Here is a 21643-nt window from a genome sequence, read left to right as displayed (position 1 = left end):
GCGGTGGCTCAGCCGCGCGTCAGGACGTGACTCAGCATCGGCACGAGCTGTTCGGAGAGCAGGACGACGCCCAGCGCCACCATGATGATTCCGCTGGCGAGGGTCACCCGCCGGGCTGCTCCCGGCCGGGAGTGCAGGAGCTTCCGTGCCAGCAGCGCCACGCAGCTGTAGACCACGGCCACCAGCAGGACAAAGGTCAGGCCCAGCAGCCCGGACTGTACCGGCACCGGCAGGGACGCTTCGGGGCTGACGAACTGCGGCACCAGCGCCACATAAAACAGCAGGCCCTTCGGGTTGATGCCGCTGGTGCCCATGCCCTGGAGGAACGTCCGGAACTGGTTCGCCGGTGCTGTCATGTCAGCGGCGCCGCCGCCGAAACTCGCTCCGCGCCAGGACCGGATGGTGGTGGCTCCGAGCCACAGGAGGTAGGCAGCCCCGGCCACGGTCAGCCAGCCCAGCACGCCCGGGATGCCGGTGAGCAGGGCGGCCAGGCCCGCCACCAGGAGGACCGTGTGCAGCAGGTAGCCGCCGCAGAGTCCCGCGACCGCAGGCACGAAGCTGCGCTGCCTCAGGCCTGCCGTGATGGAATACGCCCAGTCCACCCCGGGGGTGCAGGCGAGTGCGCCGGCGACAACCATGAAGGCAAGAAATAGCTGGGGATTCATGCGGGACTCCTGAGGCGTGGTTACAGGAGAAAGTCTAGGCAAATCCGGGCCGAAAGTGTTCCCTCTTTTCGCGGCGAAACGCGCCTAGACGGTAAGATTATTGCGTGATGGACCACATTGACAGAAATATTTTGCGCTACCTCAAAGAGGACGGGCGCATGACGGCCACGGCGCTCGCCGCCAAGGTGGGGCTGACCGTGGCGCCCTGCCACCGGAGGCTTCGTGATCTGGAGGTCTCCGGCGTGATCCGCGGCTACCGGGCAGACATTGACCCGGCCGCCGTCGGACTGGGGTTTGAGGCCATCGTGTTTGTCACCCTGCGGCAGGTGGACCGCGCCACGATGGAGATTTTCGAGAACCGCGTGGCGGACAACCCCAGCATCGTGGAGGCCCAGCGGCTGTTCGGCTCGCCCGACTACCTGCTCAAGGTCATCGCCGAGGACCTGCCCGCCTACCAGCGCTTCTACGACGCCGAACTGACCTCGCTGCCCGGCGTCGAACGGCTGACCTCGACGCTGGTGATGAAGAACCTGAAAACAAATACCGGGCCACCCGTGTAGTCCTGATGGCCTGATGCGGTCGGCCTCAGGCGCCCAGCAGCCCGGTGGTGCGGTACGGGATGACCTCACGGAGGAACATGCTGGTGGAGGTCCGCACAATCCCGGGGCAGAGCCGGATTTCCTCGGAGACCCGGTACAGATCGTCCGGGCTCCGGGCCACCACCCGGATCAGCAGGTCCGTGTCACCGGCCGGCGCGTGGCACTCAAGTACCTCGGGGATGTTCCGCAGTGCGGCGATCGCCTCGTTCAGGTGGCTCTGGTCCAGTTCGGCACTCACCGACGCCGCGACGCCCCGGCCCAGGGAGGACGGCAGCACGCGGCTGCTGTTCGGACGGAGGGCGCCCGACGCCGTCATCCGCTCCAGGCGCGATTGCACCGTTCCGCGCGCCAGGCCCAGTTTCTGGGCGAGTACCATGATCGGCACCCGGGGGTCCTCGTCGAGGGCGACCAGGAGGCGCCGGTCCGTCGCGTCGAGTTCCTGCAAAGTGACCACTTCCTGTCTGTCATCACGGCCTGCATTGGTCAGACTGACCAGTGTGAGTGGTGTCCGTTGCACCAACTGTAGGGCTTCTGTTGAAATGGTGACAACAAAGGGACAAGGCCACCGCCGGATCCTAATAGGCTACGGGCACCCCGGCACACCACCCGGACCCTGGATGAGGCTTCCCGCAAGGAACCCGCCGCTGATTGACTCTTGTTCACACCATCGTCACTCCGCACAAATCTCCGCATTCGCAGTGCCACGGCCCGGAGCAACGCCCCGGGCCCAGCACGGCAAGAGCCCCTGAGCCACCGACGTCGGTTTTCCCGAAGTCATCGGTAGCTGAGGGGCTCTTGTGTTGCTGTGGGGGGCTCTTGTGGCTGCTGCGCCTAGGCTGGTGCCATGACGTCTGCCGGCCGCTTCGCCCCCAGCCCCTCCGGCGAGCTGCATGTGGGAAACCTCCGGACTTCCATCCTGGCGTGGCTCTTCGCCCGCTCCACCGGCCGGCGGTTCCTGATGCGCGTGGAGGACCTGGACCGGGCCCGCGCCGGCGCCGAGGCGGAGCAGCTCCGCGATCTGGCGGCGATCGGCGTGAGCTGGGATGGCGGCGTCGTCCGCCAGACGGACCGCGGTGCCCACTATGCGGAGGCGATCGCCCGGCTCAGTGCGGCGGGCCTGACGTATGAGTGCTTCTGCACGCGACGCGAGATCCAGGAGGCCCCGTCCGCGCCGCATGCCCCGCAGGGCGCCTATCCGGGCACCTGCCGGAACCTGACCGCCGCCGAGCGCGAGGAGAAACGGGCTGCCCGGCCCGCCGCGGTCCGGCTCCGTTCCGCCGCCACCGAAGCCACGGTGCAGGACGTGCTGCACGGCAGCTACACCGGCGTCGTGGATGACTTCGTGCTCAGGCGCAACGACGGCGTCACCGCGTACAACCTGGCCGTGGTGGTGGACGACGCCGCGCAGGGCATCGACCAGGTGGTCCGCGGCGATGACCTGCTGCCGTCCACGCCCCGGCAGGCCTACCTCGCGTCGCTGCTGAATATGCCCGTTCCGGAATATGTTCATGTGCCGCTGGTCGTGAACGCCGACGGCGCCCGGCTGGCCAAGCGCGACGGCGCCGTCACGCTCGCCGACCTCGCCCTCAGCGGAATTTCTGCGGACGAGGTGCGGGACGCCCTGCTGGCCTCCCTCGGACTCCCGGCCGGACCGCTGGAGAACGCGCTCGCCGTCTTCGACCCCGATGCGCTGCCGCGGGAGCCATGGGTGTGGCCGGGGCTCAAACGCGCGGGCTCAGAGCTGGCCTGACCGCGCGCGGAGCTCCGCCTTTCGGATCTTGCCGCTGGCGGTCCGTGGCATCTCGTCGACGAACACCACCGACTTGGGGATCTTGTAGCGGGCCAGCCGGCCGTCCAGATGGGTCCGGAGCTGATCTTCGGTGAGCTGGGCACCCTCACGCAGCAGCACCACAGCCCGGGGGACCTCGCCCCATTTCTCATCGGGAACGCCAATCACTGCGACGCTTCCCACCGCCTCAAGTTCGGCGATTGCCTGTTCGATTTCAGCCGGATAGATGTTTTCCCCGCCGGAAATGATCATGTCCTTGAGCCGGTCCGAGACGAAGACAAAGCCGTCCTCGTCCTTGTAGCCCATGTCGCCCGACTTGAACCAGCCGCCGGGTGCATAGGATTCGGCCGTGGCCTCGGGCCGGTTCCAGTATTCAGGGATCACATTGGGACCCTTGATCTGGATCTCCCCGACCGTGCCCGGCGCCGCCGGGTGGCCGTCAAAGTCGGCTATCCGGACATCGGTGAAGAACTGCGGGAGCCCTGAGGATCCCGCCTTCTCCCGGGACCGGGCGGCCGGAAGCGTGGTAGCCCCGGGGGCTGTTTCGGTCATTCCGTAGCCGTTGGAGAACCGCAGGCCGCGCGCTTCATACGCTTCCAGGACCCGCATGGGCACCGCCGAGCCGCCGCACGTCAGCTTGTTCAGGGAGCCCAGCTCTGTGGTCTCCCAGGCCGGGTCCTCGCACAGCATCTGGTATGTGGTCGGCACCCCGCTGATGGTGGTGGCCCGGTGCTTTTCGATGAGCTCCAGGGTCCGCCCGGCATTGAACTTCGGCTCGAGAACCACGGTGCCGCCCTTGAGGAGCGTCGGCAGCACCCCCATGTCCAGCGACGCCACGTGGAACATCGGCGAAATCATCAGGGCCACATCCGCGGAGGAAAAATCGAAGTCGACGATCACGTTGATGCAGTTCCAGGTGATGTTCCCGTGGGTCAGCAGGGCACCCTTGGGGCGCCCGGTGGTGCCCGAGGTGTAAAGGATCATGGCGCCGTCGTCCAGCGTGACCGATTCATCGATGGGCCGGTCCGCGCCGGAGGCCAGCACATCCTCAAAGTCCTCCACCGCCGTCGGCCCCTGCTCTCCGCCGCTGGCTGCCCCGCGGGCGGCCAGCCCGCCGCCGTCCGCGCCGTCCGGGGAACCGTCAACGGAATCGTCGACGGCGACGAGCCTCGCCACCGCTGTTCCGGCCGAACCGCGGGCTGCCAGCTCGCCGAGGCTGTCCGCATGGATCAGGGCCTTGGCCCCGCAGTCCTGCAGCTGGAATTGGATTTCCGGCGGCGCCAGCCGGGTGTTGAGCGGGACGAAGACCGCACCCAGGCTCCCGCAGGCGAACAGGGTTTCCAGGAAAGCGGGGTGGTTCTCGCCCAGGTACGCAACCCTGTCGCCTTTGGCTACTCCGCGGTCCCGCAGGGCGTTGGCCAGGCGGGCGCTTCGGGCCGCGAGCTGGTCATAACTGAGTTCGTGGTTCCCGCTGATCAGCGCAGTCTTGCTGCCCGACTTCGGGCGGCGACGTTGCAGCCACGAGCCGATGCCAAAATTCTCCACGGCGAGTCCTTTCTAAGAAGAGGTTGATAAGGGTCAGGCCTGGACCGTCTGGAGGTCGTTGTCCTTCGGTTCCCGGGTCAGGAGGATGAACACGATAGACACGGCCGACATGATTGCCAGGAACCAGACCACGGACGACGTCTGCTGGCCGGAGTCCTTGAAAATCTGCGCCACGATGCCAGGGGTGAATCCGGCACCCAGCAGGGTTGCCAGCTGGTAGCCCAGGGATGCGCCGGTGTAGCGGGAGGTGGTGCCGAACTGCTCGGACACGAACGCCGCCAACGGACCGAAGAGGGTGGAGTGGATCATCAGGCCGATGGCGAAGGCCACGAAGATCAGCACGATGTTGTTGGAGGAGAGCAGCGCGAACATCGGCATGAGGTAGATGACGAAGAGCACAAGTCCGCCGATCATCACCGGCCGCCGGCCCACCTTGTCGGACAGCTTGCCGCCCAAGAGCACGAACACGATTGAGACCAGGGAGGCCGCGGCAAACGCATACAGTACGCCCTGCCGGTCGGCGCCCTTGGAGACGGTGTAAGTTACGGCGAAGGTGGCCAGGACCACCTGAAGTCCGAAACCCGCGGCGCCGGCGAGCATGGTGAAGATGAGGGTCTTGGGCCGACGCAGCACCTGCAGCAACGGCATCACCGGCTTGTCTCTGCCGGTCCCGCTCGTTTCGCGCGCTGCCTTTTCCTGCTCTGCCTTTTCCTGTTCCAGGGCAGCTTTGAAGATGGGGCTTTCGGAAACCTTCAGCCGGACGAACATGCCCACCCCGAGCAGCACGAACGAGAGCAGGAACGGCACGCGCCAGCCCCACGCGAGGAACTGGTCGTTCGGCAGGGCGGAAAAGGTGCCCATGATGAGCGTGCCCAGGACGGCGCCGGTGGGGGCGCCGGCATTGACGAACGAGGCCGCAAAGCCGCGTTTCCCCGATTCCGAGTGCTCGAGCGCCATCAGGGCAGCTCCGCCCCACTCTCCGCCCACGGCGATGCCCTGGAAGACGCGCAGAATCACGAGCAGCACCGCGCCCCAGGGGCCAATGACCGAGGCTCCCGGTACCAGGCCGATCAGGGTGGACGCCACACCCATGACCAGCATGGAGATGATCAGCATGCCCTTGCGGCCCATCCGGTCGCCGAAGTGGCCGAAGATGATCCCGCCGAGCGGGCGGGCCACGTAGCCGGCGGCGAACGTGGCGTAGGCGGCCACAACGCCCACCCAGTCGTCCATGCCGGAGAAGAAGACCTTTGGGAAGACCACGGCCGACGCGGTGGCGTAAAGGAGGAAGTCGTAGAATTCGATGGTGCTGCCCAGGTAGCTGGAAGCGATGACGGTGCGCGCTTCCTTGCGACGCTCGGCGGTGCCCATGGCTTGAAGCTGGGTGAGTCCGGACATGGTTGTTCCTTTTGATCGGAGGAGAAAAAGGGGTGCTGGTAGGGGCGTTACTTGTAGAAGCGAGCGAGGAACTCAGCCACGACGGCGGGGCGTTCCTGGCCTTCGATCTCGATGACGTTGGCCACCTTGATCTGGGCGCCGCCCTTGACCTCCGTGACCTCTGCGATGGTGGACTGCATGCGGATCCGCGAACCGACCTTGACCGGGGAGGTGAAGCGGACCTTGTCGAGCCCGTAGTTGACCTTGGTGGTGACGCCGTCGACGTCGAACAGCTCGCCCCAGAACGGGATGATGAGCGAGAGCGTGAGGAAGCCGTGGGCGATCGGGGCGCCGAACGGGCCGTCCTTGGCGCGTTCCGGGTCCACGTGGATCCACTGGTCGTCACCGGTGGCATCGGCGAACTTGTTGATCTGTTCCTGGGTGATTTCGCGGTATTCGGTGGCACCGAGGTCGGTGCCGGCGAGGGTGAGCAGTTTGTCGAAGTCGACGACGAGATTGGGCATGGTGTCCTCCTGGAGGGATTGGTGAGGTAGGGAACTGTCCGACGGCGGCGCCGGAGCGGGGTCGTGCTGTCTCAGTTGGGTGGTGGGGGAGTCAGCGGGTGAAGGCGCTTTCGCCGGTCAGGGCCCGGCCGATGATCAGGGCGTTGATTTCGTGGGTGCCTTCGTAGGAGTAGACGGCTTCGGCGTCGGCGTGGAAGCGGGCGACGTCGGTGGCGAGCGTGATGCCGTTGCCGCCCACCACTTCGCGGGCCAGGGCCACGGTTTCGCGCATCAGCAGGGACGTCTGCATCTTGGCCAGGGCCGAGTCCTGGTCCCGGTAGATGCCCCTGGCCTGCTGCTCGGTCAGCCGGACCACCAGGGACAGGGAGGCGGTGACGTTGCCGAGCATCCGGGCGAGCTTCTCCTGGACCAGCTGGAAGGACCCCAGCGGGCGGCCGAACTGCTGGCGTTCCGTGACGTAGCGCAGGGCCGCCTCGAACGCGCCGGCCTGGATGCCGGTCGCGATCCAGGCGACATCCGAGCGCATGGCCTTCAGCATCGCGGCCACGTCCCGGAAGGAGTTCACGTTGTGCAGCCGCATGGACTCATCGACACGGACGCCGTCGAGCGTGATGTGCGCGTTCTGCATCATCCGCAGCGCCGTTTTGCCGTGGATCTTCTCCAGCGTCACGCCGGCAGCCTCGCGGTCCACGAGGAAGGCCTTGACCTGGCCGTCGGCGACGTCGCGGGCGAAAACAGCCAGCACGTCGGCGGTGGAGGCACCGCCGATCCAGCGCTTGGCACCGTCAAGGATCCAGGTGTCACCCTCGCCGTCTTTTTCCCTGCGGGCTGTAGTCGAAAGGCCGCCGGCGATGTCCGAGCCGGAGTCCGGTTCGGTCAGGGAAAAGACGCCCTTGAGTGAGAAGTCGATGACCTTCGGCATCCACTCGCGCTGTTGTTCTGCCGAGGCGCCCACCCGGATCGCGGTGCGGAACAGCCCGGCCTGCGCCGTGTAGTACGTGGCCAGGGAGGCGTCGGTGCGGGCGAGTTCGAAGACCCGGAAGCCCTGATAGATCCCCCGGGCCGGGCTGCTCTCCGGGCCCGGGCCCCTCAGCTCGGCGGGTTCCATCAGGTCCAGGTCGATCAGCGGCTGGGCGAGCTGACCCGGGAACTCGCCGCGTTCCCAGTACTCGGCCAGCAGCGGCCGAGCCTTCTCATCGAGGAAGGCCCGGAGCCTGCCGAGCACGCGGCGCTCGTCCGCGGTGAGCAGGGATTCGGCGTCGTAGTAGTCGCAGACGCCGTAGAGCCGCTCCTGAGCCGGGGCGTCAGTTGTCTCCGCGAGCCCGGTGTCCGTGCTCATCTCAGCCACCCAGCCCGAGCAGGCGGACAGCGTTGTGCTTGAGGATCTTGGGCCGGACCTCGTCCTTGAGCGGAAGGTCCGCGAAGGCGCCCAGCCACTTCTGTGGGGTGATCAGCGGGAAATCGGTGCCGAAGAGGACCTTGTCCTGCAGCAACGAGTTGGACATCTTCACCAGGGACTCCGGGAAGTACTTCGGGGACCAGCCGGAGAGATCGATGTACACGTTGGACTTGTGCGTGGCGATCGAGTTGGCCTCGTCCTGCCACGGCACGGACGGGTGGGCCATGATGATCTGCAGTTCCGGGAAGTCCGCCGCCACCGCGTCCAGTAGCAGCGGATTGGAGTAGCCCAGCTTGATGCCGTAGCCGCCGGGGAGTCCTGCGCCCATGCCGTTCTGGCCGGTGTGGAAGATGGCGGGCAGCCCGAGTTCCTGCAGGGTCTCCCAGAGCGGGTAGAACTGCTCGCTGGAGGGGTCGAAGCCCTGCAAACTGGGGTGGAACTTGAAGCCCCGGGCGCCCAGCTCCACAGCCTGGTGCTTGGCGCCCTCGATGGCGTCGGCGCCGGTCCGGGGGTCCACGCTGCCGAACGGGATCAGCACGTCGTTGTTCCGGGCGGCGCCGGCGATGAGGTCCTCGATGCTGTTCGGCTCGTGCTTGAGCTGGGTGCGGGCGTCCACGGTGAACACGACGGCGGCCATGTTCAGTCCGCGGTAGGTCTCAGCAATGGAGTCCAGCGACGGGGTGCGGTCCTCGGCCTTGAAGTACTTCGCGGAGGCCTCGGTCAGGGCCGGCGGCAGGGACTGGTGGCCGTGGCCGTCCACTTCGAGGTGGACGTGCATGTCGATCGCGTCGAGCTTTGCAACGTCGATGCCCAGCTCGTAGCGGGTGGCTGCCATCTCAGCGCGCCTGTGTTGCTGCAGGCTGGGCGGCTTCGGGCTTGAGGTCTTCGGGGAGCGGCAGGAATTCCTCGCCCACGCTCTGCAGCCTGTCGCCGAACAGCCGGTCGAAGTTTTCCACGAGGTCCTGGTAGCCCCAGCCGCCCTCGCGGTACTCGGTAACGGCTGCTTCCGGGTGCGTCCAGATCTGCAGCCGGTCGCCGCCGGCTCCGATGGCCTGGCCGGTGATGCCTGCCGCCGCGTCGGAGGCGAGGAAGGCGATGAGTCCCGAGACGTCGTCGGCCGTTCCGAAGCCGAGTTCGTGCCGGAAGAAGTCCGGCATGGCCTCGCCGCGCTCGTCGGCTTCCACGGCCTTCTGGAAGTACGGAATGGTTTTGGTCATGGCGGTGGCTGCCACCGGAATCACGGCGTTGGCGGTGACGCCGGCCTTCTTCATCTCCAGCGCCCAGGTTCGGACCATCCCAACGATTCCGGCCTTGGCGGCGGCGTAGTTGGTCTGGCCGAAGTTGCCGCGCTGCCCGGTGGGGGAGCCGATGGTGATGATGCGGCCGGCGATGCCGTTCTCCTTGAAGTAGCCGAACGCTTCGCGGGCGCAGGTGAAGGTGCCCTTCAGGTGGACGTTGATCACGAGGTCGAAGTCCTCATCCGTCATCTTCAGCAGGGACTTGTCCCGCAGGATGCCGGCGTTGGTGACCAGGATGTCCAGCCGGCCGAAGGTCTCGACGGCGGTCTGCACGAGCTGCTTGGCGGCTTCGGTGCTTCCCACCGGAGCGACGACGGCGACTGCACGGCCGCCGTCGGCCTCGATGGTGCGGACCGCTTCGTTGGCCACCTCGGCGTCGACGTCGTTGATCACCACGGCGGCGCCCCGGCGGGCGAGCTCCCGGGCGTAGGCCAGGCCGAGGCCCCGGCCGCTTCCGGTGACGATTGCTACTTTCCCTGACAGGCTCATGGCCGCTCCTTTGCACTGCGCCTTGCGGCGGATCTCCTAAGGAGTCGGCGTGTGACGCCCGTCTCCCTCTACTGGTTCAATAAGAAACCAAATCCTTGAAAATGTCAATCATTTATTTCTGCATCCAAAGTTAAGCGCGCTCCGGCAGCGGGAAGAAGCGACTCCCCCGTGCAGGCTCTCGCCAACCCCGAGGCGATGGACTGGTTCGTCAGCCAGGCAAACAACTTTCGCGAGCGCGGCAACAGTGCGATCATTGAATAAATCAACGACCTAGCCGGCTCCGCACCCGAAAGGCACCATGACACTTCAGGTAAATGACGGCATCGAAGGCGCCGGCGAGCCGTCCACGCGACTGGCGGAATCCACCATCAGCAACGATGTGGGCTTCCTGCTGGCCAAGTTGCACGCAGCAGGGTCCTTGCTTAACAATGCCGCCCTGGCGGAGTTCGGGCTGAAGGAACGTTCCTATTCCGTGCTGGCGCTGGCGTGCGGCAATCTGGGACCGACCCAGCGGGAACTGGCGGACTTCCTCAGCCTTGACCCCAGCCAGATTGTGGCCCTCATCGACGAACTCGAACAGCGCGGCCTGGTGGAACGGAAACCAGGGATCTCGGATCGCCGGCAGAAACTCGTGACCGCCACTTCCGAGGGGCGTCGGATCCACGCCGCTGCCCAGAAAGCGGCCCAGGCGGCGGAAGTTGCGCATTTGAGCATGCTTACAGCCCAGGAGGTGGCCTCCCTCCGGGCTATCCTCCGCAAGACGGTCTGGGCAGCCGACGCCCCGGGGCCGTGAGCCGACCCGCGCCATGGATGCGTTGCGGAAATACTGAGAGGTTCGGGAATTCGCCGAGCATGCCGGACCCGTAGTCTGGAAGCATGTCTGAACTTGAATTCACGGAAGCACGCCCTCCGGAACAGCAGTCCGCTCAATCGAAATTCACCGTTGAGACGGCCAAAATCCTTGCCGAAGTGGCGCACAACCGCCAGAAGGACAAGCTCAAGCGGCCCTACCGCGAGCACGTGCTCGCCGTCGGGGATGCGCTGGCGGATTTCGACGACGACATCCGGATCGCCGGTTACCTGCACGACATCGCCGAGGACACCCCGATGACCCGGCAGGCGCTGCTGGACATGGGCGTCTCCGAGCGGGCCGCGGACATCATCGAGCGCGTCACGAAGCGCCTGCACGAAAACCCGGACGACTACCAGGCCGGCATCCGGTACATCGCCGAGGACCACGACGCCACGCTGGTCAAAATCGCGGACAACGCGCACAACTCGCTGCCGGAACGGGTCAAGGCCCTGGCCGAGAAGTGGCCGGAGAAGCCGCCGGTCACCCGGTACGACGAAGCCCGCCCGGTGCTTTACGCCGCAGTCCCGGTCGAGGAAACCCGGAAGATCCTGGCCCGGGTCAACCCGTGGCTGCTCGAGGAACTGGACGACAGGCTCGACGAGGCGGACCACACGGACTACGAGAACCTCTCCTACGACGACGCCCCGGAGGCGTAGTCCGTCGGGGCCACCGTAACGGGCCGTGCCGGCGGACCGGACCGTGCCCGCCACAGCAGGCCGATGTAGGCCAGGTCAAAGATGCTGCAGAGGATTCCGACGCCCAGGATCAGCGGCGAGTTGCCGTACCAGCCGAAGACGACGGTGGGCGCAAGGGTTCCGATCCACTTGGCCGCGGCGATCAGCAGGGTCTGGCCCCGGGAGCCGCCACGGGCGACGAACATGGCGAGGAACAGCCCGGACATCAGCAGGTTCTGCAGGAAGGCCGCGTAGCGGGCAGCGTCCCCCCAGCCGAACTCGACGACGAACAGCAGCTGCACGCCGAAGGATGCGACGCCCAGCAGGAGCGCCCAGCCGATGAACAGCCTCCGCGTCACCCAGCCCGGCAGCTCGGAGCGGCCGAACTTCAGGAAGGTGTACACGATCACGACGTCGGCCAGCCCCCACGCGATGTTGAAGACACCCTGGGCGGTAATCCCCGTCGCGACGGAGCGTGTGGCGTGGATGGCCTCCCAGGCGAAGTTCAGCCCGAGCGCGGCGGCCGGGATCGCGTAGCTCTTGTCCCTGAACCCGATCCGGATGGCATCGACGTAGACCACCGTCCAGGCCAGACCGCTCACAATCGTCAGAAACAGGATCACGGTTTCCGGCTACACCCGGCCCAGGTCGTCGATGTCCTCGAGGAACTGCTGGTGGACCTCGTCGCTGACCGTGGTCCGGGTGTCCGCGATGGCATCGAGGTAGTCCTGGGTGGACGGGCCCTTCCGGACGGCCTCGCGGACTGAGGCATTGCCCCCGGATGCCGCGCCGCCGTCGTCGTACACCGCCTTTTCCAGCGCCCGCTGGGAGGCGCTGCGGGCCGCGTACTCGATGTCCGCGGGGGAGAAGCCCTCGGCGCGGTCCACGAGCAGCTCGACGTCGACGTCGTCCACCACGGTGGCGGGGATGAAGCGCTGCCACATGGCCTCGCGGGCCTGGCGGTCCGGCAGGCCGATCGGAATGACGTAGTCGAAGCGGCCATGGCGCAGGAACGCGGAGTCGAGGGCCCGGATGAAGTTGGTGGCGCAGACCAGCAGTCGGCCGGGCTGTTCGCGGAATGCCGGGATGATCTTGAGCAGCTCGTTGGTGACGCCCTGCAGCGGCGACGGCGGTTCACCGGAACGCTGGGAGGCGATCTCCTCCACCTCATCGATGAACACGACGGCGTGCTCCAGTTCGGCGATCTCCAGGAACGTCTCGCGCAGCGCACCGGCCAGCCCCTTGGGGTCGGAGGCCAGCCGGGAGGGGAAGACCTCCACGAACGGCCACTCCAGCCGGGAGGCAATCGCTTTCGCGAAGGTCGTCTTGCCGGTGCCGGGCGGGCCGAAGAGGACGACGGCGCGCGGCGGCACCACGCCGTATTCGTCGGCGAGGTCCGCCTCGGCGAGCGGCAGGACGAGGCGGCGTTCCAGCAGTTCCTTCTCGTTCCGCATGCCCGCCACGTTTTCCCAGAGGTCGCGGGCCAGGATCCGGCCGCCGAGCTGGCTCAGCGGCTCGAGTTCCTGGCGCTGGACCGGGATTTTCCGCTCGAAGTAGCGCAGGTTCTTCTTCAGGACGAAACCGCGGCTCAGGAACGCCTCCACCCGGGTTTCGGATTCCGGCATCAGCGCGGAGAGCTTGTTCAGCCCGTGCGGGGCCATCCGGTTCTCGACGGCGGCAAGCAGCGAGGTGCCGATCCCGCGGCCGCGGGATTCCGGGAGGGTGGCCAGGAAGACGATCCAGCCCTGGTCGTGCGCGGCCCGTCCGACGGCGGCGCCCACCAGCTGATCGCCCTGCACCGCGACGACGGCGTGGTCCTTTTCGCAGGAGGCGAGCACCTCGGAAAGCGCGTAGACCGGCTCGACGTTGCTGGCCTTGAGGGACTCCCACAGATGCAGGATCCCGTCAAGATCGGCCGAATGGAAATCCCTGATCCGCCAGTTGGTCATGTGGTGTCTCCCGGGTGGTTCGTCGCTGAGCCAAGTTGAGCCTGTCCGCTGAGCATATGCGAACCGGGAGCACGACAGGTTGCGGTGGGGTTGCATGACGCGGGACGTTGGTGCGCGGCCTCGGCTAAGAATCAGCCCCTTCTGTGGACTGCCGTTCCCGTCGGGCGGCGCGCACGCGCCAGATGATCACGGCCACGACGGCGAGAACAGCCACCACGGCCGCGATGTCCCGCCCGGCAGTCTTGGCGACGGCCTCGTAGGAATGGCCGGACAGGAATCCGAGAAGGACAAATCCGGCGCCCCAGACGGCCCCTCCCGCGGCATTGAAGGCCAGAAACCGCGGATAGTGCATCCGTGAGATGCCGGCCAGGCCGGGCATGACGGCGCGGAAGACGGCAACGAAGCGGCCCAGGAACACGGCGGGACCGCCGCGGCGGCGCAGGAATTCCTGGGCGTTCGTGACTCTGGCACGGTGCCGGTCCAGGATCTTCAGGTCCGGCAACCGCGGTCCGAAGTGCCTGCCGATCTCATAACCCACCGTGTCACCAAGCACCGCTGCGAGAATGACCAGGAGCATCATGAGCCACAGTTCGACCTCTCCCCGGCTGGCGATCACACCGCCGAGCACCGCTGCAATCTCGCCGGGAATAACGAAGCCGACAAACAGGGCGTCCTCGGCGAAAACCAGGCACGCCACCAGAGTGTATGCCACGGCCGGGCTGACGTTCAGGATGCCGTCGATGAACGCGCCCATCGGAATACTTCCTTTGCAAGGTGCCGGTAGGGATGCTGCGCGCGCTTTTGCTGATTCGCGTCCAGTCCCCACCATTGTGCCAACAGGATGTGCGCCTGGAAACGCCCGACGGCGGCACCGCCTGGTTCCATGCGATCAGAACCGGAGGTGCCGCCGTCGGGCACTACGGAATGCTGTGCCGGGGAGGCTACTCGTCCCCGGCGCCGCGGACGGGCCGGTTGGCCACCAACGGGTAGGGGCCGGTGAAGCCGTCGCGGACCGCGGCGAGTTCCATAACGCGGTCCCGGCAGAGGCGCCAGCCGAGCATCAGCAGCGGGATGATGACCGCCAGCGAGGCGATGGTCCACGTGCCCACGGGAGAGTCGAAGGCCATCAGGACCAGCACCGCCAGCAGGAAGGCCAGCGTTATCCAGCCGGTGACGGGCGCCCCTGGCATCCGGAAAGCAGGACGCAGCAGTTCGCCGCGTTTGGCCAGCTTTGCGAGCTGCATCTGGCACAGTACGATCATTCCCCACGTGCTGATGATGCCCAGGGACGCGACGTTCAGCACGATCTCGAACGCTTCAGCCGGAACAAGCGCGTTCAGCACCACGCCGAGGACGGCCACTGCCGCGGTGAGGGCGATGCCGCCGTAGGGCACGCCGGCCTTGTTCATGCGGGCGGCGAACTTGGGGGCCGAGCCGGTGACCGACATGGAGCGCATGATGCGGCCGGTGGAGTAGAGGCCGGCGTTGAGGGAGGACAGCGCCGCCGTGAGGACCACCAGGTTCATGATGGCGTCCACACCCTCCACCCCGATGGAGCCGAAGAACGTGACGAACGGGCTTTCGCCTGCTTTGTAGGACGTGTACGGGAGCAGGAGCGAGAGCAGTACCAAGGAACCGACATAAAACACCGCGATTCGGACAATGACCGTGTTGATGGCCTTGGGCATGATCTTTTCCGGGTTTTCGGTTTCGCCGGCGGCCGTGCCGATCAGTTCGATCGAGGCGTAGGCGAACACCACGCCCTGCATGACCACGATCGCGGGCAGGAGGCCGTTGGGGAACATGCCGCCGTTGTCCGCGATCAGGCTGAAGCCCACCTGCTGGCCGTCCACGGGAGTACCGAAGACGACGAAGTAGATGCCGACCAGCAGGAAGGTCACCAGGGCAACCACCTTGATGAGCGCGAACCAGAACTCGAGTTCGCCGAACACCTTCACGGAGATCAGGTTCAGGCCGAGCACCAGGACCAGGGCGGCCAGCGCCCAGGTCCACTGCGGCACATCCGCGATGGGAGCCCAGTATTTCTTGAAGAAGTTCATGTAAAGCGCGACGGCGGTGATGTCCACGATCGCGGTCATGGCCCAGTTCAGCCAGTACAGCCAGCCGGTGACGAAGGCCGCCTTCTCGCCGAAGAATTCGCGGGCGTAGGAGACGAACGAACCCGATGAGGGCCGGTGCATCACCAGTTCGCCGAGGGCGCGGAGGATCATGAACGCGAAGAAGCCGCACACGGCGTAGCTGATGACCAGGGCGGGGCCGGCCGTGGCCAGCCGGCCGCCGGCACCCATGAAGAGCCCGGTGCCGATGGCACCGCCGATGGCGATCATCTGGACCTGGCGGGGTTTGAGGCCCTTGTGGTAGCCCTCATCCTCGACGTGGAGGGTGGCTTCGGAGGCGTGGGCATGCACCGGAACGGTGTGGTCGGTAATGGCCGGCGTCTGTGTGGCGGCCGCTTGTGGCTGGGTCATGGGAGTCCTTTGTCTATTTGCTCAGGTTGGCGAGGCGCTGCGGGCTGAGGAGGTCTTCGAGCTGCTCGGCCGTGAGGAGGCCGTGTTCGAGCACCAGCTCTGCAACGCCCTTGCCGGTGGCGAGGGCTTCCTGGGCGATGGCGGTTGCGGTGGCGTAGCCAAGGTGGGGGTTCAGCGCTGTGACCAGGCCGATTGACTGTTCCACCGTGAGCCGGAGGCGTTCCGTGTTGGCGGTGATGCCCCGGACGCAACGTACCGTCAGGGTGCGGCAGGCTGCTTCCAGGTGGGAGATGCTCTTGTGAAGGCTGTGGACGATGATCGGTTCGAAGGCGTTGAGCTGGAGCTGCCCGGCTTCGGCGGCCATGGTGATGGTGACGTCGTTGCCGATGACCTCGTAGGCCACCTGGCTGACCACCTCCGGGATCACCGGGTTGATCTTGCCGGGCATGATGGAGGAGCCGGACTGCACGGCGGGCAGGTTGATTTCGCCGAAGCCGGCCCGCGGGCCGGAGGAGAGCAGCCGGAGGTCGTTGCAGATCTTGGACAGCTTCACGGCCACGCGCTTGAGCACACCGGAGAGGTGCACGAACGCGCCCACGTCCTGGGTGGCCTCGATGAGGTCCACGGCCGTGACCAGGGGCAGGCCGGTGATCTCGGCCAGGTGCCGGCAGGCCGCCTCGGCGTAGCCGGCGGGGGCGTTCAGCCCGGTGCCGATCGCCGTGGCGCCGAGGTTGATCTCGTGGATCAGCAGGTCCGCCTCGGCCAGCCGCAGCCGGTCCTCGCCGATGGTCACGGCGTAGCTGCCGAATTCCTGGCCCAGGGTCATGGGGACGGCGTCCTGCAGCTGGGTGCGCCCCATCTTCACGACGGTGCGGAACTCCACGGCCTTGGCGGCGAAGGCCTCTTCGAGTTCGGTGAGGGCCTCCAGCAGTTCCCGGGCGGCGAAAATGGTGCCCAGCTTCACGGCCGTCGGGTAGACGTCGTTGGTGGACTGGCTGAGGTTGACGTGGTCGTTTGGGTGCAGGCGGGCGTAGTCGCCCTTGGGGTGGCCCAGGATTTCCAGCGCCCGGTTCGCGATGACCTCGTTCGCGTTCATGTTCGACGACGTCCCGGCGCCGCCCTGGATGACGTCAACCACGAACTGCTCGCTGAGCTTGCCGTTCAGGATGTCCTGGCAGGCGCGCTCGATTGCGTCGGCGCGTTCGGCGTCAAGGAGCCCGAGCTCGCGGTTGGTGCGGGCGGCTGCCAGCTTCACGGCTGCCAGTCCCCGGACCAGGTACAAGTTGGTGGACAGCGGCTGGCCGGTGATGGGGAAGTTTTCCACGGCGCGGAGCGTGTGGACACCCCAGTAGGCGCCGGCGGGGACGTCGCGGTCGCCCAGGAGGTCGTGTTCGGAGCGGAAGGCGGAGCTGGCAGCGGCGGCAGTCATGGGTGTCCTCAAAGGGCTTCGTCGGCGTCGGTTTGGGTCGCAGTGTCAGGGGAGGCTGGGAAGAGGAAATCGGTGGCCGTTAGCTCGCCCACAGGGCGGCCTCCGCCCAGGGCGGTGCCGGTGGCGATGCCCTCCAGCGGCGCGGTGTCGACGCCGAGCGCCTCCAGGACGCGGACGGTGACGGGCATGCGGGCGCGGTCTCCGCCGTCGGAAATCTTCACGGCGACGCCGCGGCCGTCCGGAAGACCCACCAGCTGGACGCCTTCGAAGCCGTCCTTGGCAAGGATTCCGGGCGCCAGCCGCATCAGCTCAGTGACGTCGCGGCCCTCACCGGCCACCATTTCCGGGTGCCGGCGCATGGCGTGCGCGACGGCGGCTTCCGGGCTTTCGGTGGGGGCAGCGTGGTTGTGCACTTCCGCCGAGGCCAGCCGGCCGAACGCCCGGGCCATCCCGCGGAGGGTCAGGGCAAAGAGCGGCGTGCCGCAACCGTCGGTGCTGGTGCGGGAAGGGACTTCGCCGGTGAGGTCACTGACGGTGCCGGCCACGAGCTTCTGCAGGGGGTGCCCGGGATCCTGGTACCCCTGCACGGGCCAGCCGTTGATGACGCACGTGGCGGCCATGGAGGCGTGCTTTCCGGAGCAGTTCTGGGCCAGCTGCGTGGGCACGCCGCCGCGGCGGAGCCATTCTTCGCGCTCGCTGACGCCGTAGGGGAGGTCGGTGCTGTTTTCGAGGTCTGCCGCCGTGAGGCCGTGGATCTCCAGGATCCGGGCGGCGCCGCCGCGGTGCATGGCCGCGCCGGAATGGCTGGCGGCGGTGAGGGCCAGGAGGTCGGCGGGCAGGTCCAGTCCGGCCCGGACCATGGCCACGGCCTGCAGCGGCTTGAGCGCGGAGCGCGGGTAGAAGGGCACCAAGGGATCGCCCGCGGAGAACAGGGTGCGGGTGCCGGTGGCTTCCGCGGCGGTGGCGATCAGCGAGCCGTAGTGGATGCTTTCAGCGAGCCCGTCGCGGATCTGGGCGGCCAGGGGAACGTGCCGCGGGAGGCTGTTGAGCTCCAGGGCGGCGGCGTTTTCGGCTAAGGCAGGGAAGGGCATGGAGTCCTTGAGATGTTGACTGGGTGCTGGCGGTTACTGGGTGAGGATGGAATCGAGGGCCACGCCTACGGCGTGGAGGTGTTCGCTCATGGCGGCGCGGGCCTCGGCGGCGTTGCCGGCTTCGATGGCCTGCAGGATGCGCTGGTGTTCATGGTCCGATGCGAACTGACGGTCGGCCACCATGTTGAGGGTTTCTGACTGATGGGCCAGAGCTTCGCGGATATCGGCCACCACATTTTCGAAGACCTTGTTGCCGCTGGCCCGGGCGATGGCTGCGTGGAAGCTGGAGTCGAGGCTGACCCATGCTTCGGGATCGTCTTCCGCAGACATGGCAGCCACAATGGCCCGGAGGGTCTCCAGTTCCTCGGGCGTGCGGCGCTGCGCGGCGAGTCCGGCGGCGGGTACCTCGATGTGCGGGCGGGCTTCCGTGAGGTCCCGTGCGGAGTAGTGGCCCAGGACGAGGTCCTTGGCCACCTGGTGGGCCACGACGAACGTTCCCTTGCCCGTCATGGTGACGGTCAGGCCCAGGGCGTTGCAGGAGCGCAATGCCTCGCGGACTACCGAGCGGCTCACACCGTAGCGCTGGGCGAGGGCGGTCTCGGAACTGAGCTTGGCGCCCACCTCCACCTTTCCGGATTCGATGTCCGCGCGGAGGGCGTTAAAGACTGCTTCGGCAGCGCTCAGGCGGGCCAGCGGCTGGCCGGGCGCGCCGGTCCCCTGATGGGGCGGGGAGGTGGTAGCAGGCTGTCCTGCTGTCCGGCTGTCTGACAGGTTCACGCTAAAAATATGGCATGGATCACAGGGCGGTGTCAACGTAGGACGGCCGGCCGCGGGACTTGGTACGGCAACTTCCGGCACGTTCGTACCGGAATGAGCCTTATACAGGAGCGGTTCGCGGGACTAGACTTGAATTTCAGTGAAAACGGCACGATCGTACCTCATGTCGTCGCTGGCAGGCGCAGCATCGCCGGAGGGAGGCGCCTTGGCTGAATTGTTCTCCAACCAGCTTGCCGCGGCAGTCCGCGCACGCCGGGCGACGCTTCGTTTAGGCCAGCGCGATCTGGCCGAGCTTGCCGGGGTGTCCGAACGGTTCGTCCGGTTCGTCGAGCAGGGCAAGCGCAGCGTCCAGCTGGACTCGCTGCTGGCACTCCTGGGCACGCTCGGGCTCGAACTGCAGCTGGCCGCCCGGACCAGCTCCGCCGCCCGGGCACTCGCCGGCGGGTCTCCGGCAGGTGGACCAAAGGAAGGCACGCTGCCCCCCTACAAGACGCCCGCCATTGAGACGCCCGCCGTCGAACCTGCCGAAGGGCCCGGGGAGCCCCGGCCATGAGGCACCGCGTCGCGGACGTCTACAAGGCCGGGGTGCTGGCTGCCAGGCTGGAGCGGCACGGCGGCGGAACCAGGTTCAGCTATCTCCCGGCGTACCTGGCGTCGGGCGGCCCCGCCGTCGCTAGTTCCCTGCCGCTGTCCGCAGAACCGGTGCTCTCCGCCGCGGGGGCCGCGCCGCCGTATTTCACCGGGCTGCTGCCGGAGGGCAGGAGGCTGAACGCGCTGCGCTGGTCCGTGAAGACCAGTGTGGATGACGAGCTCTCGCTGCTGATCGCGGCCGACGCGAACCCGGTGGGTGACGTGCAGATCGTGGGCCACGGGGAGAAACTGGACCCGGCTGAGCAAGCGGTGCAGCTTGATCCGAAGACGCCGGGGGATTTCGACGCGCTGCTGGGGGACTCGGGCCTGATCGATCCGGTGGCGCTCGCCGGGGTGCAGGACAAGCTCTCCGCCGGGGTGATCTCCGTGCCGGTGGCGCGGGCGGGCCGGCGGTTCATTCTTAAGCTCAACGCGCCCGAGTTCCCGCACGTGGTGGAGAACGAGTTCGTGATGTTCCGCTACGCGGCCAGGCTGCGGATCCCGCTGAGCCGGGTGCAGCTGATCCGTGACGTCGCGGGCCGGGCGGGGCTGCTGGTGGAGCGCTTCGACCGGATCCCCCTCTCTGAAGTGGAAGGGTGGGGCGCGGCGCATGATGCGGTGCGGCGGCTCGGGGTCGAGGACGGGGCGCAGGTGCTGGGGCTGTACCCGGCGGACAAGTACAACGTGGGGTACGGGACGGTGGCCCGGGGGCTCGCCGACTACTGTGCGGCGCCGCTTCCGGCACTGCGGAACCTGGCCATCCAGGCGGCGTTCGCGTGGCTGAGTGGGAACGGGGACCTGCATGCCAAGAACGTGTCCATGGTGCAGCAGCCCTCGGGGGAGTGGTCCATCGCCCCGGTGTATGACATCCCCTCCACGATGGTCTACGGGGACAAGACGCTCGCCCTGACGCTGGACGGCAAGCGGACCGGGATCTCGCGCCGGCATTTCCTGGCCTGGGCCACGGGGCTGGGGCTGATCGAACGGGCGGCGGTGCAGCTGCTGGAGCTCGCACTGAAGGCGTCCGGGCCGCTGCTGGCGGACCTGGAGGCGGGCACCGCGTTCGCGTCAACCAACCGACGGCTCGCCGTTTCCGGAGATGGTCACCCGGGCCTGGATCAAGGAGCTCAAGCACCGGCGCAGGCTGCTCGAGGGGTGAGGCTGACGGCGGCGGTGACTGCCGGCGTCGGGCGTCTGCCCGGCGGCCTTAGAGGTGCTGGATGCCTGCCCGCTGCATGGCGTCCTTGTAGACCTCGACGTTCTTCGCCAGGAGCTCGTCCTGCTTGGCGGCCGAGACGGCGAAGGCGCGGCCGCCGAGGGCCGTGGCCTTGTAGATCTTGACGCCGCGGTTCTTCAGTGACGAGTGGTAGGTCTTCTCGAAGAGCGTCAGGAAGGCGTGGGCGTCGGCGCCGTGGGCGATGACGGCCGAGACGCGCTTGTTGATCTTGAGGAACTGGCGGAAGGGCCGCAGGCCGTCCGTCTTCTCCTGGACGTTCAGGGCGGAGGGGAGCTCGGGGTCGCGGACCCAGGGGTAGGCGTTCCACGGCATCACGTAGCGGGGGTCGAGCTCGACGGCGTCGTAGATGGAGGTGGCGCGGCGGGCAGCCTCGTCGTCGTTGAAGTGGGAGACGAAGCCCGACTCGGTGCCCTTGCCCGGGGCGATGTGGAGGCTGACGATCCGGCACTCGTCCTCGTCATGGACGGGATCGATGTAGGGGACGACCGACCCCGGCTTCTTTTCCATCAGTTCGTCGCAAAGCTGCGTTACGGCGGCGATGTTCGGTTCCTGCAGCAGGGCCTTTTTTTCGTCCCAGTCAATCGTCACGATTTCTCCCTCAGCGCTCGGCGTCCAGAATCAGGCGTCTTGTTCCACTCTACGCTTTTGGGCGCGAGGGCGTTTTTTGAGGGGCGGTTTGGGTCGCAGGATGGGCGCTGACGGCGCCGATCCGCGACGCCGGCCCAAGAGGCAGACAACCACTGGTCATGGCCGATCGCCGGGCGTACGCTTAAAGCGCCTGCAGGTAGCCATCTGATTTAGTTGGGTCGTTCAGGACATGTAAGTGTCC

21 protein-coding genes and 1 pseudogene are annotated in these 21643 nt (G+C 67.1%); 6 read left to right on the top strand and 16 right to left on the bottom strand.

From position 1 onward, the window contains the following. Nucleotides 1-8: 8 nt before the first annotated feature. On the bottom strand, nucleotides 9-665 hold the full coding sequence (locus ACQCSU_RS10485) for a LysE family translocator (RefSeq protein ID WP_426979645.1): 657 nt from the start codon (nucleotides 663-665) through the stop codon (nucleotides 9-11). Between the two features lie 104 nt (nucleotides 666-769). On the opposite strand from ACQCSU_RS10485, the gene ACQCSU_RS10480 reads away from it, so the two are divergent. Beyond that, nucleotides 770-1225, top strand: coding sequence for an Lrp/AsnC family transcriptional regulator (locus tag ACQCSU_RS10480; protein ID WP_426979644.1), 456 nt, complete (start codon nucleotides 770-772; stop codon nucleotides 1223-1225). Between the two features lie 25 nt (nucleotides 1226-1250). Here ACQCSU_RS10480 and ACQCSU_RS10475 read toward each other — a convergent pair whose 3' ends face one another. Continuing rightward, complete coding sequence (locus ACQCSU_RS10475) at nucleotides 1251-1709, bottom strand: Lrp/AsnC family transcriptional regulator (protein WP_354239288.1); 459 nt, start codon at nucleotides 1707-1709, stop codon at nucleotides 1251-1253. A gap of 399 nt (nucleotides 1710-2108) precedes the next feature. On the opposite strand from ACQCSU_RS10475, the gene gluQRS reads away from it, so the two are divergent. After that, a complete protein-coding gene (gene gluQRS / locus ACQCSU_RS10470) occupies nucleotides 2109-3014 on the top strand; it encodes a tRNA glutamyl-Q(34) synthetase GluQRS (RefSeq protein WP_426979643.1) in 906 nt (301 codons plus the stop codon). Here gluQRS and menE read toward each other — a convergent pair. From menE to ACQCSU_RS10440, 6 genes are all read right to left on the bottom strand, one after another. Continuing rightward, entirely contained in the window at nucleotides 3000-4598 is a 1599-nt protein-coding gene (menE, locus tag ACQCSU_RS10465; RefSeq protein WP_426979642.1) for an o-succinylbenzoate--CoA ligase, read from the bottom strand. The genes gluQRS and menE overlap by 15 nt on opposite strands. A 33-nt stretch (nucleotides 4599-4631) precedes the next feature. Next, entirely contained in the window at nucleotides 4632-5996 is a 1365-nt protein-coding gene (locus ACQCSU_RS10460) for an MFS transporter (RefSeq protein WP_426979641.1), read from the bottom strand. A gap of 47 nt (nucleotides 5997-6043) precedes the next feature. Then, nucleotides 6044-6499 (bottom strand): MaoC family dehydratase, encoded by a 456-nt coding sequence (locus ACQCSU_RS10455; RefSeq protein ID WP_426979640.1) that lies wholly within the window; start codon nucleotides 6497-6499, stop codon nucleotides 6044-6046. 91 nt (nucleotides 6500-6590) lie between these two features. Then, nucleotides 6591-7838, bottom strand: coding sequence for an acyl-CoA dehydrogenase family protein (locus tag ACQCSU_RS10450; protein WP_426979639.1), 1248 nt, complete (start codon nucleotides 7836-7838; stop codon nucleotides 6591-6593). Nucleotide 7839: 1 nt separating this feature from the next. After that, nucleotides 7840-8733, bottom strand: coding sequence for an amidohydrolase family protein (locus tag ACQCSU_RS10445; protein WP_426979638.1), 894 nt, complete (start codon nucleotides 8731-8733; stop codon nucleotides 7840-7842). A 1-nt stretch (nucleotide 8734) separates the two neighbouring features. Beyond that, complete coding sequence (locus ACQCSU_RS10440) at nucleotides 8735-9685, bottom strand: SDR family NAD(P)-dependent oxidoreductase (protein ID WP_426979637.1); 951 nt, start codon at nucleotides 9683-9685, stop codon at nucleotides 8735-8737. A 298-nt stretch (nucleotides 9686-9983) separates the two neighbouring features. Between ACQCSU_RS10440 and ACQCSU_RS10435 the strand changes: the two genes are divergently transcribed. Continuing rightward, nucleotides 9984-10478, top strand: coding sequence for a MarR family winged helix-turn-helix transcriptional regulator (locus ACQCSU_RS10435; protein WP_426979636.1), 495 nt, complete (start codon nucleotides 9984-9986; stop codon nucleotides 10476-10478). A gap of 83 nt (nucleotides 10479-10561) precedes the next feature. Continuing rightward, on the top strand, nucleotides 10562-11194 hold the full coding sequence (locus tag ACQCSU_RS10430; protein WP_426979635.1) for an HD domain-containing protein: 633 nt from the start codon (nucleotides 10562-10564) through the stop codon (nucleotides 11192-11194). On the opposite strand, the gene ACQCSU_RS10425 is transcribed toward ACQCSU_RS10430, so the two are convergent. The 7 genes from ACQCSU_RS10425 to ACQCSU_RS10395 form a co-directional block, all read right to left on the bottom strand. After that, nucleotides 11170-11835 carry a hypothetical protein gene (locus ACQCSU_RS10425; RefSeq protein ID WP_426979634.1) on the bottom strand — a complete coding sequence of 222 codons (666 nt, stop codon included), beginning with the start codon at nucleotides 11833-11835 and terminating at the stop codon, nucleotides 11170-11172. The genes ACQCSU_RS10430 and ACQCSU_RS10425 overlap by 25 nt on opposite strands. 9 nt (nucleotides 11836-11844) lie before the next feature. After that, entirely contained in the window at nucleotides 11845-13161 is a 1317-nt protein-coding gene (locus tag ACQCSU_RS10420; protein WP_426979633.1) for an ATP-binding protein, read from the bottom strand. A 124-nt stretch (nucleotides 13162-13285) separates the two neighbouring features. Then, a complete protein-coding gene (locus ACQCSU_RS10415) occupies nucleotides 13286-13915 on the bottom strand; it encodes a DedA family protein (protein ID WP_426979632.1) in 630 nt (209 codons plus the stop codon). A gap of 187 nt (nucleotides 13916-14102) precedes the next feature. Continuing rightward, nucleotides 14103-15650: an amino acid permease gene (locus tag ACQCSU_RS10410; protein ID WP_426979631.1), complete on the bottom strand. Its 1548-nt coding sequence runs from the start codon at nucleotides 15648-15650 to the stop codon at nucleotides 14103-14105. A 13-nt stretch (nucleotides 15651-15663) separates the two neighbouring features. Then, the gene (locus ACQCSU_RS10405; protein ID WP_426979630.1) at nucleotides 15664-17079 is read right to left on the bottom strand and encodes an aspartate ammonia-lyase; all 1416 of its coding nucleotides are present in this window, start codon (nucleotides 17077-17079) and stop codon (nucleotides 15664-15666) included. Nucleotides 17080-17087: 8 nt separating this feature from the next. Then, complete coding sequence (locus ACQCSU_RS10400) at nucleotides 17088-18170, bottom strand: asparaginase (RefSeq protein WP_426979629.1); 1083 nt, start codon at nucleotides 18168-18170, stop codon at nucleotides 17088-17090. 33 nt (nucleotides 18171-18203) lie between these two features. Beyond that, the gene (locus ACQCSU_RS10395) at nucleotides 18204-18947 is read right to left on the bottom strand and encodes a FadR/GntR family transcriptional regulator (RefSeq protein ID WP_426979628.1); all 744 of its coding nucleotides are present in this window, start codon (nucleotides 18945-18947) and stop codon (nucleotides 18204-18206) included. Nucleotides 18948-19152: 205 nt separating this feature from the next. Here ACQCSU_RS10395 and ACQCSU_RS10390 point away from each other — a divergent pair, with 205 nt between their 5' ends. Both ACQCSU_RS10390 and ACQCSU_RS10385 read left to right on the top strand, forming a co-directional pair. Beyond that, nucleotides 19153-19500 (top strand): type II toxin-antitoxin system Y4mF family antitoxin, encoded by a 348-nt coding sequence (locus tag ACQCSU_RS10390; RefSeq protein ID WP_426979627.1) that lies wholly within the window; start codon nucleotides 19153-19155, stop codon nucleotides 19498-19500. After that, a pseudogene (locus ACQCSU_RS10385) lies at nucleotides 19497-20516 on the top strand (type II toxin-antitoxin system HipA family toxin); the annotation flags it as partial. The gene ACQCSU_RS10390 and the pseudogene ACQCSU_RS10385, both read left to right, overlap by 4 nt. Nucleotides 20517-20784: 268 nt before the next feature. Here ACQCSU_RS10385 and ACQCSU_RS10380 read toward each other — a convergent pair. Further along, the gene (locus ACQCSU_RS10380; RefSeq protein ID WP_426979626.1) at nucleotides 20785-21402 is read right to left on the bottom strand and encodes a uracil-DNA glycosylase; all 618 of its coding nucleotides are present in this window, start codon (nucleotides 21400-21402) and stop codon (nucleotides 20785-20787) included. Between the last annotated feature and the right edge of the window lie 241 nt (nucleotides 21403-21643).

Source organism: Pseudarthrobacter sp. O4, from assembly GCF_050157025.1.
Taxonomy (GTDB): domain Bacteria; phylum Actinomycetota; class Actinomycetes; order Actinomycetales; family Micrococcaceae; genus Arthrobacter.
The sequence above is the reverse complement of the archived record's forward strand: the minus strand, read 5'-3'. Positions and strand labels throughout refer to the sequence as shown.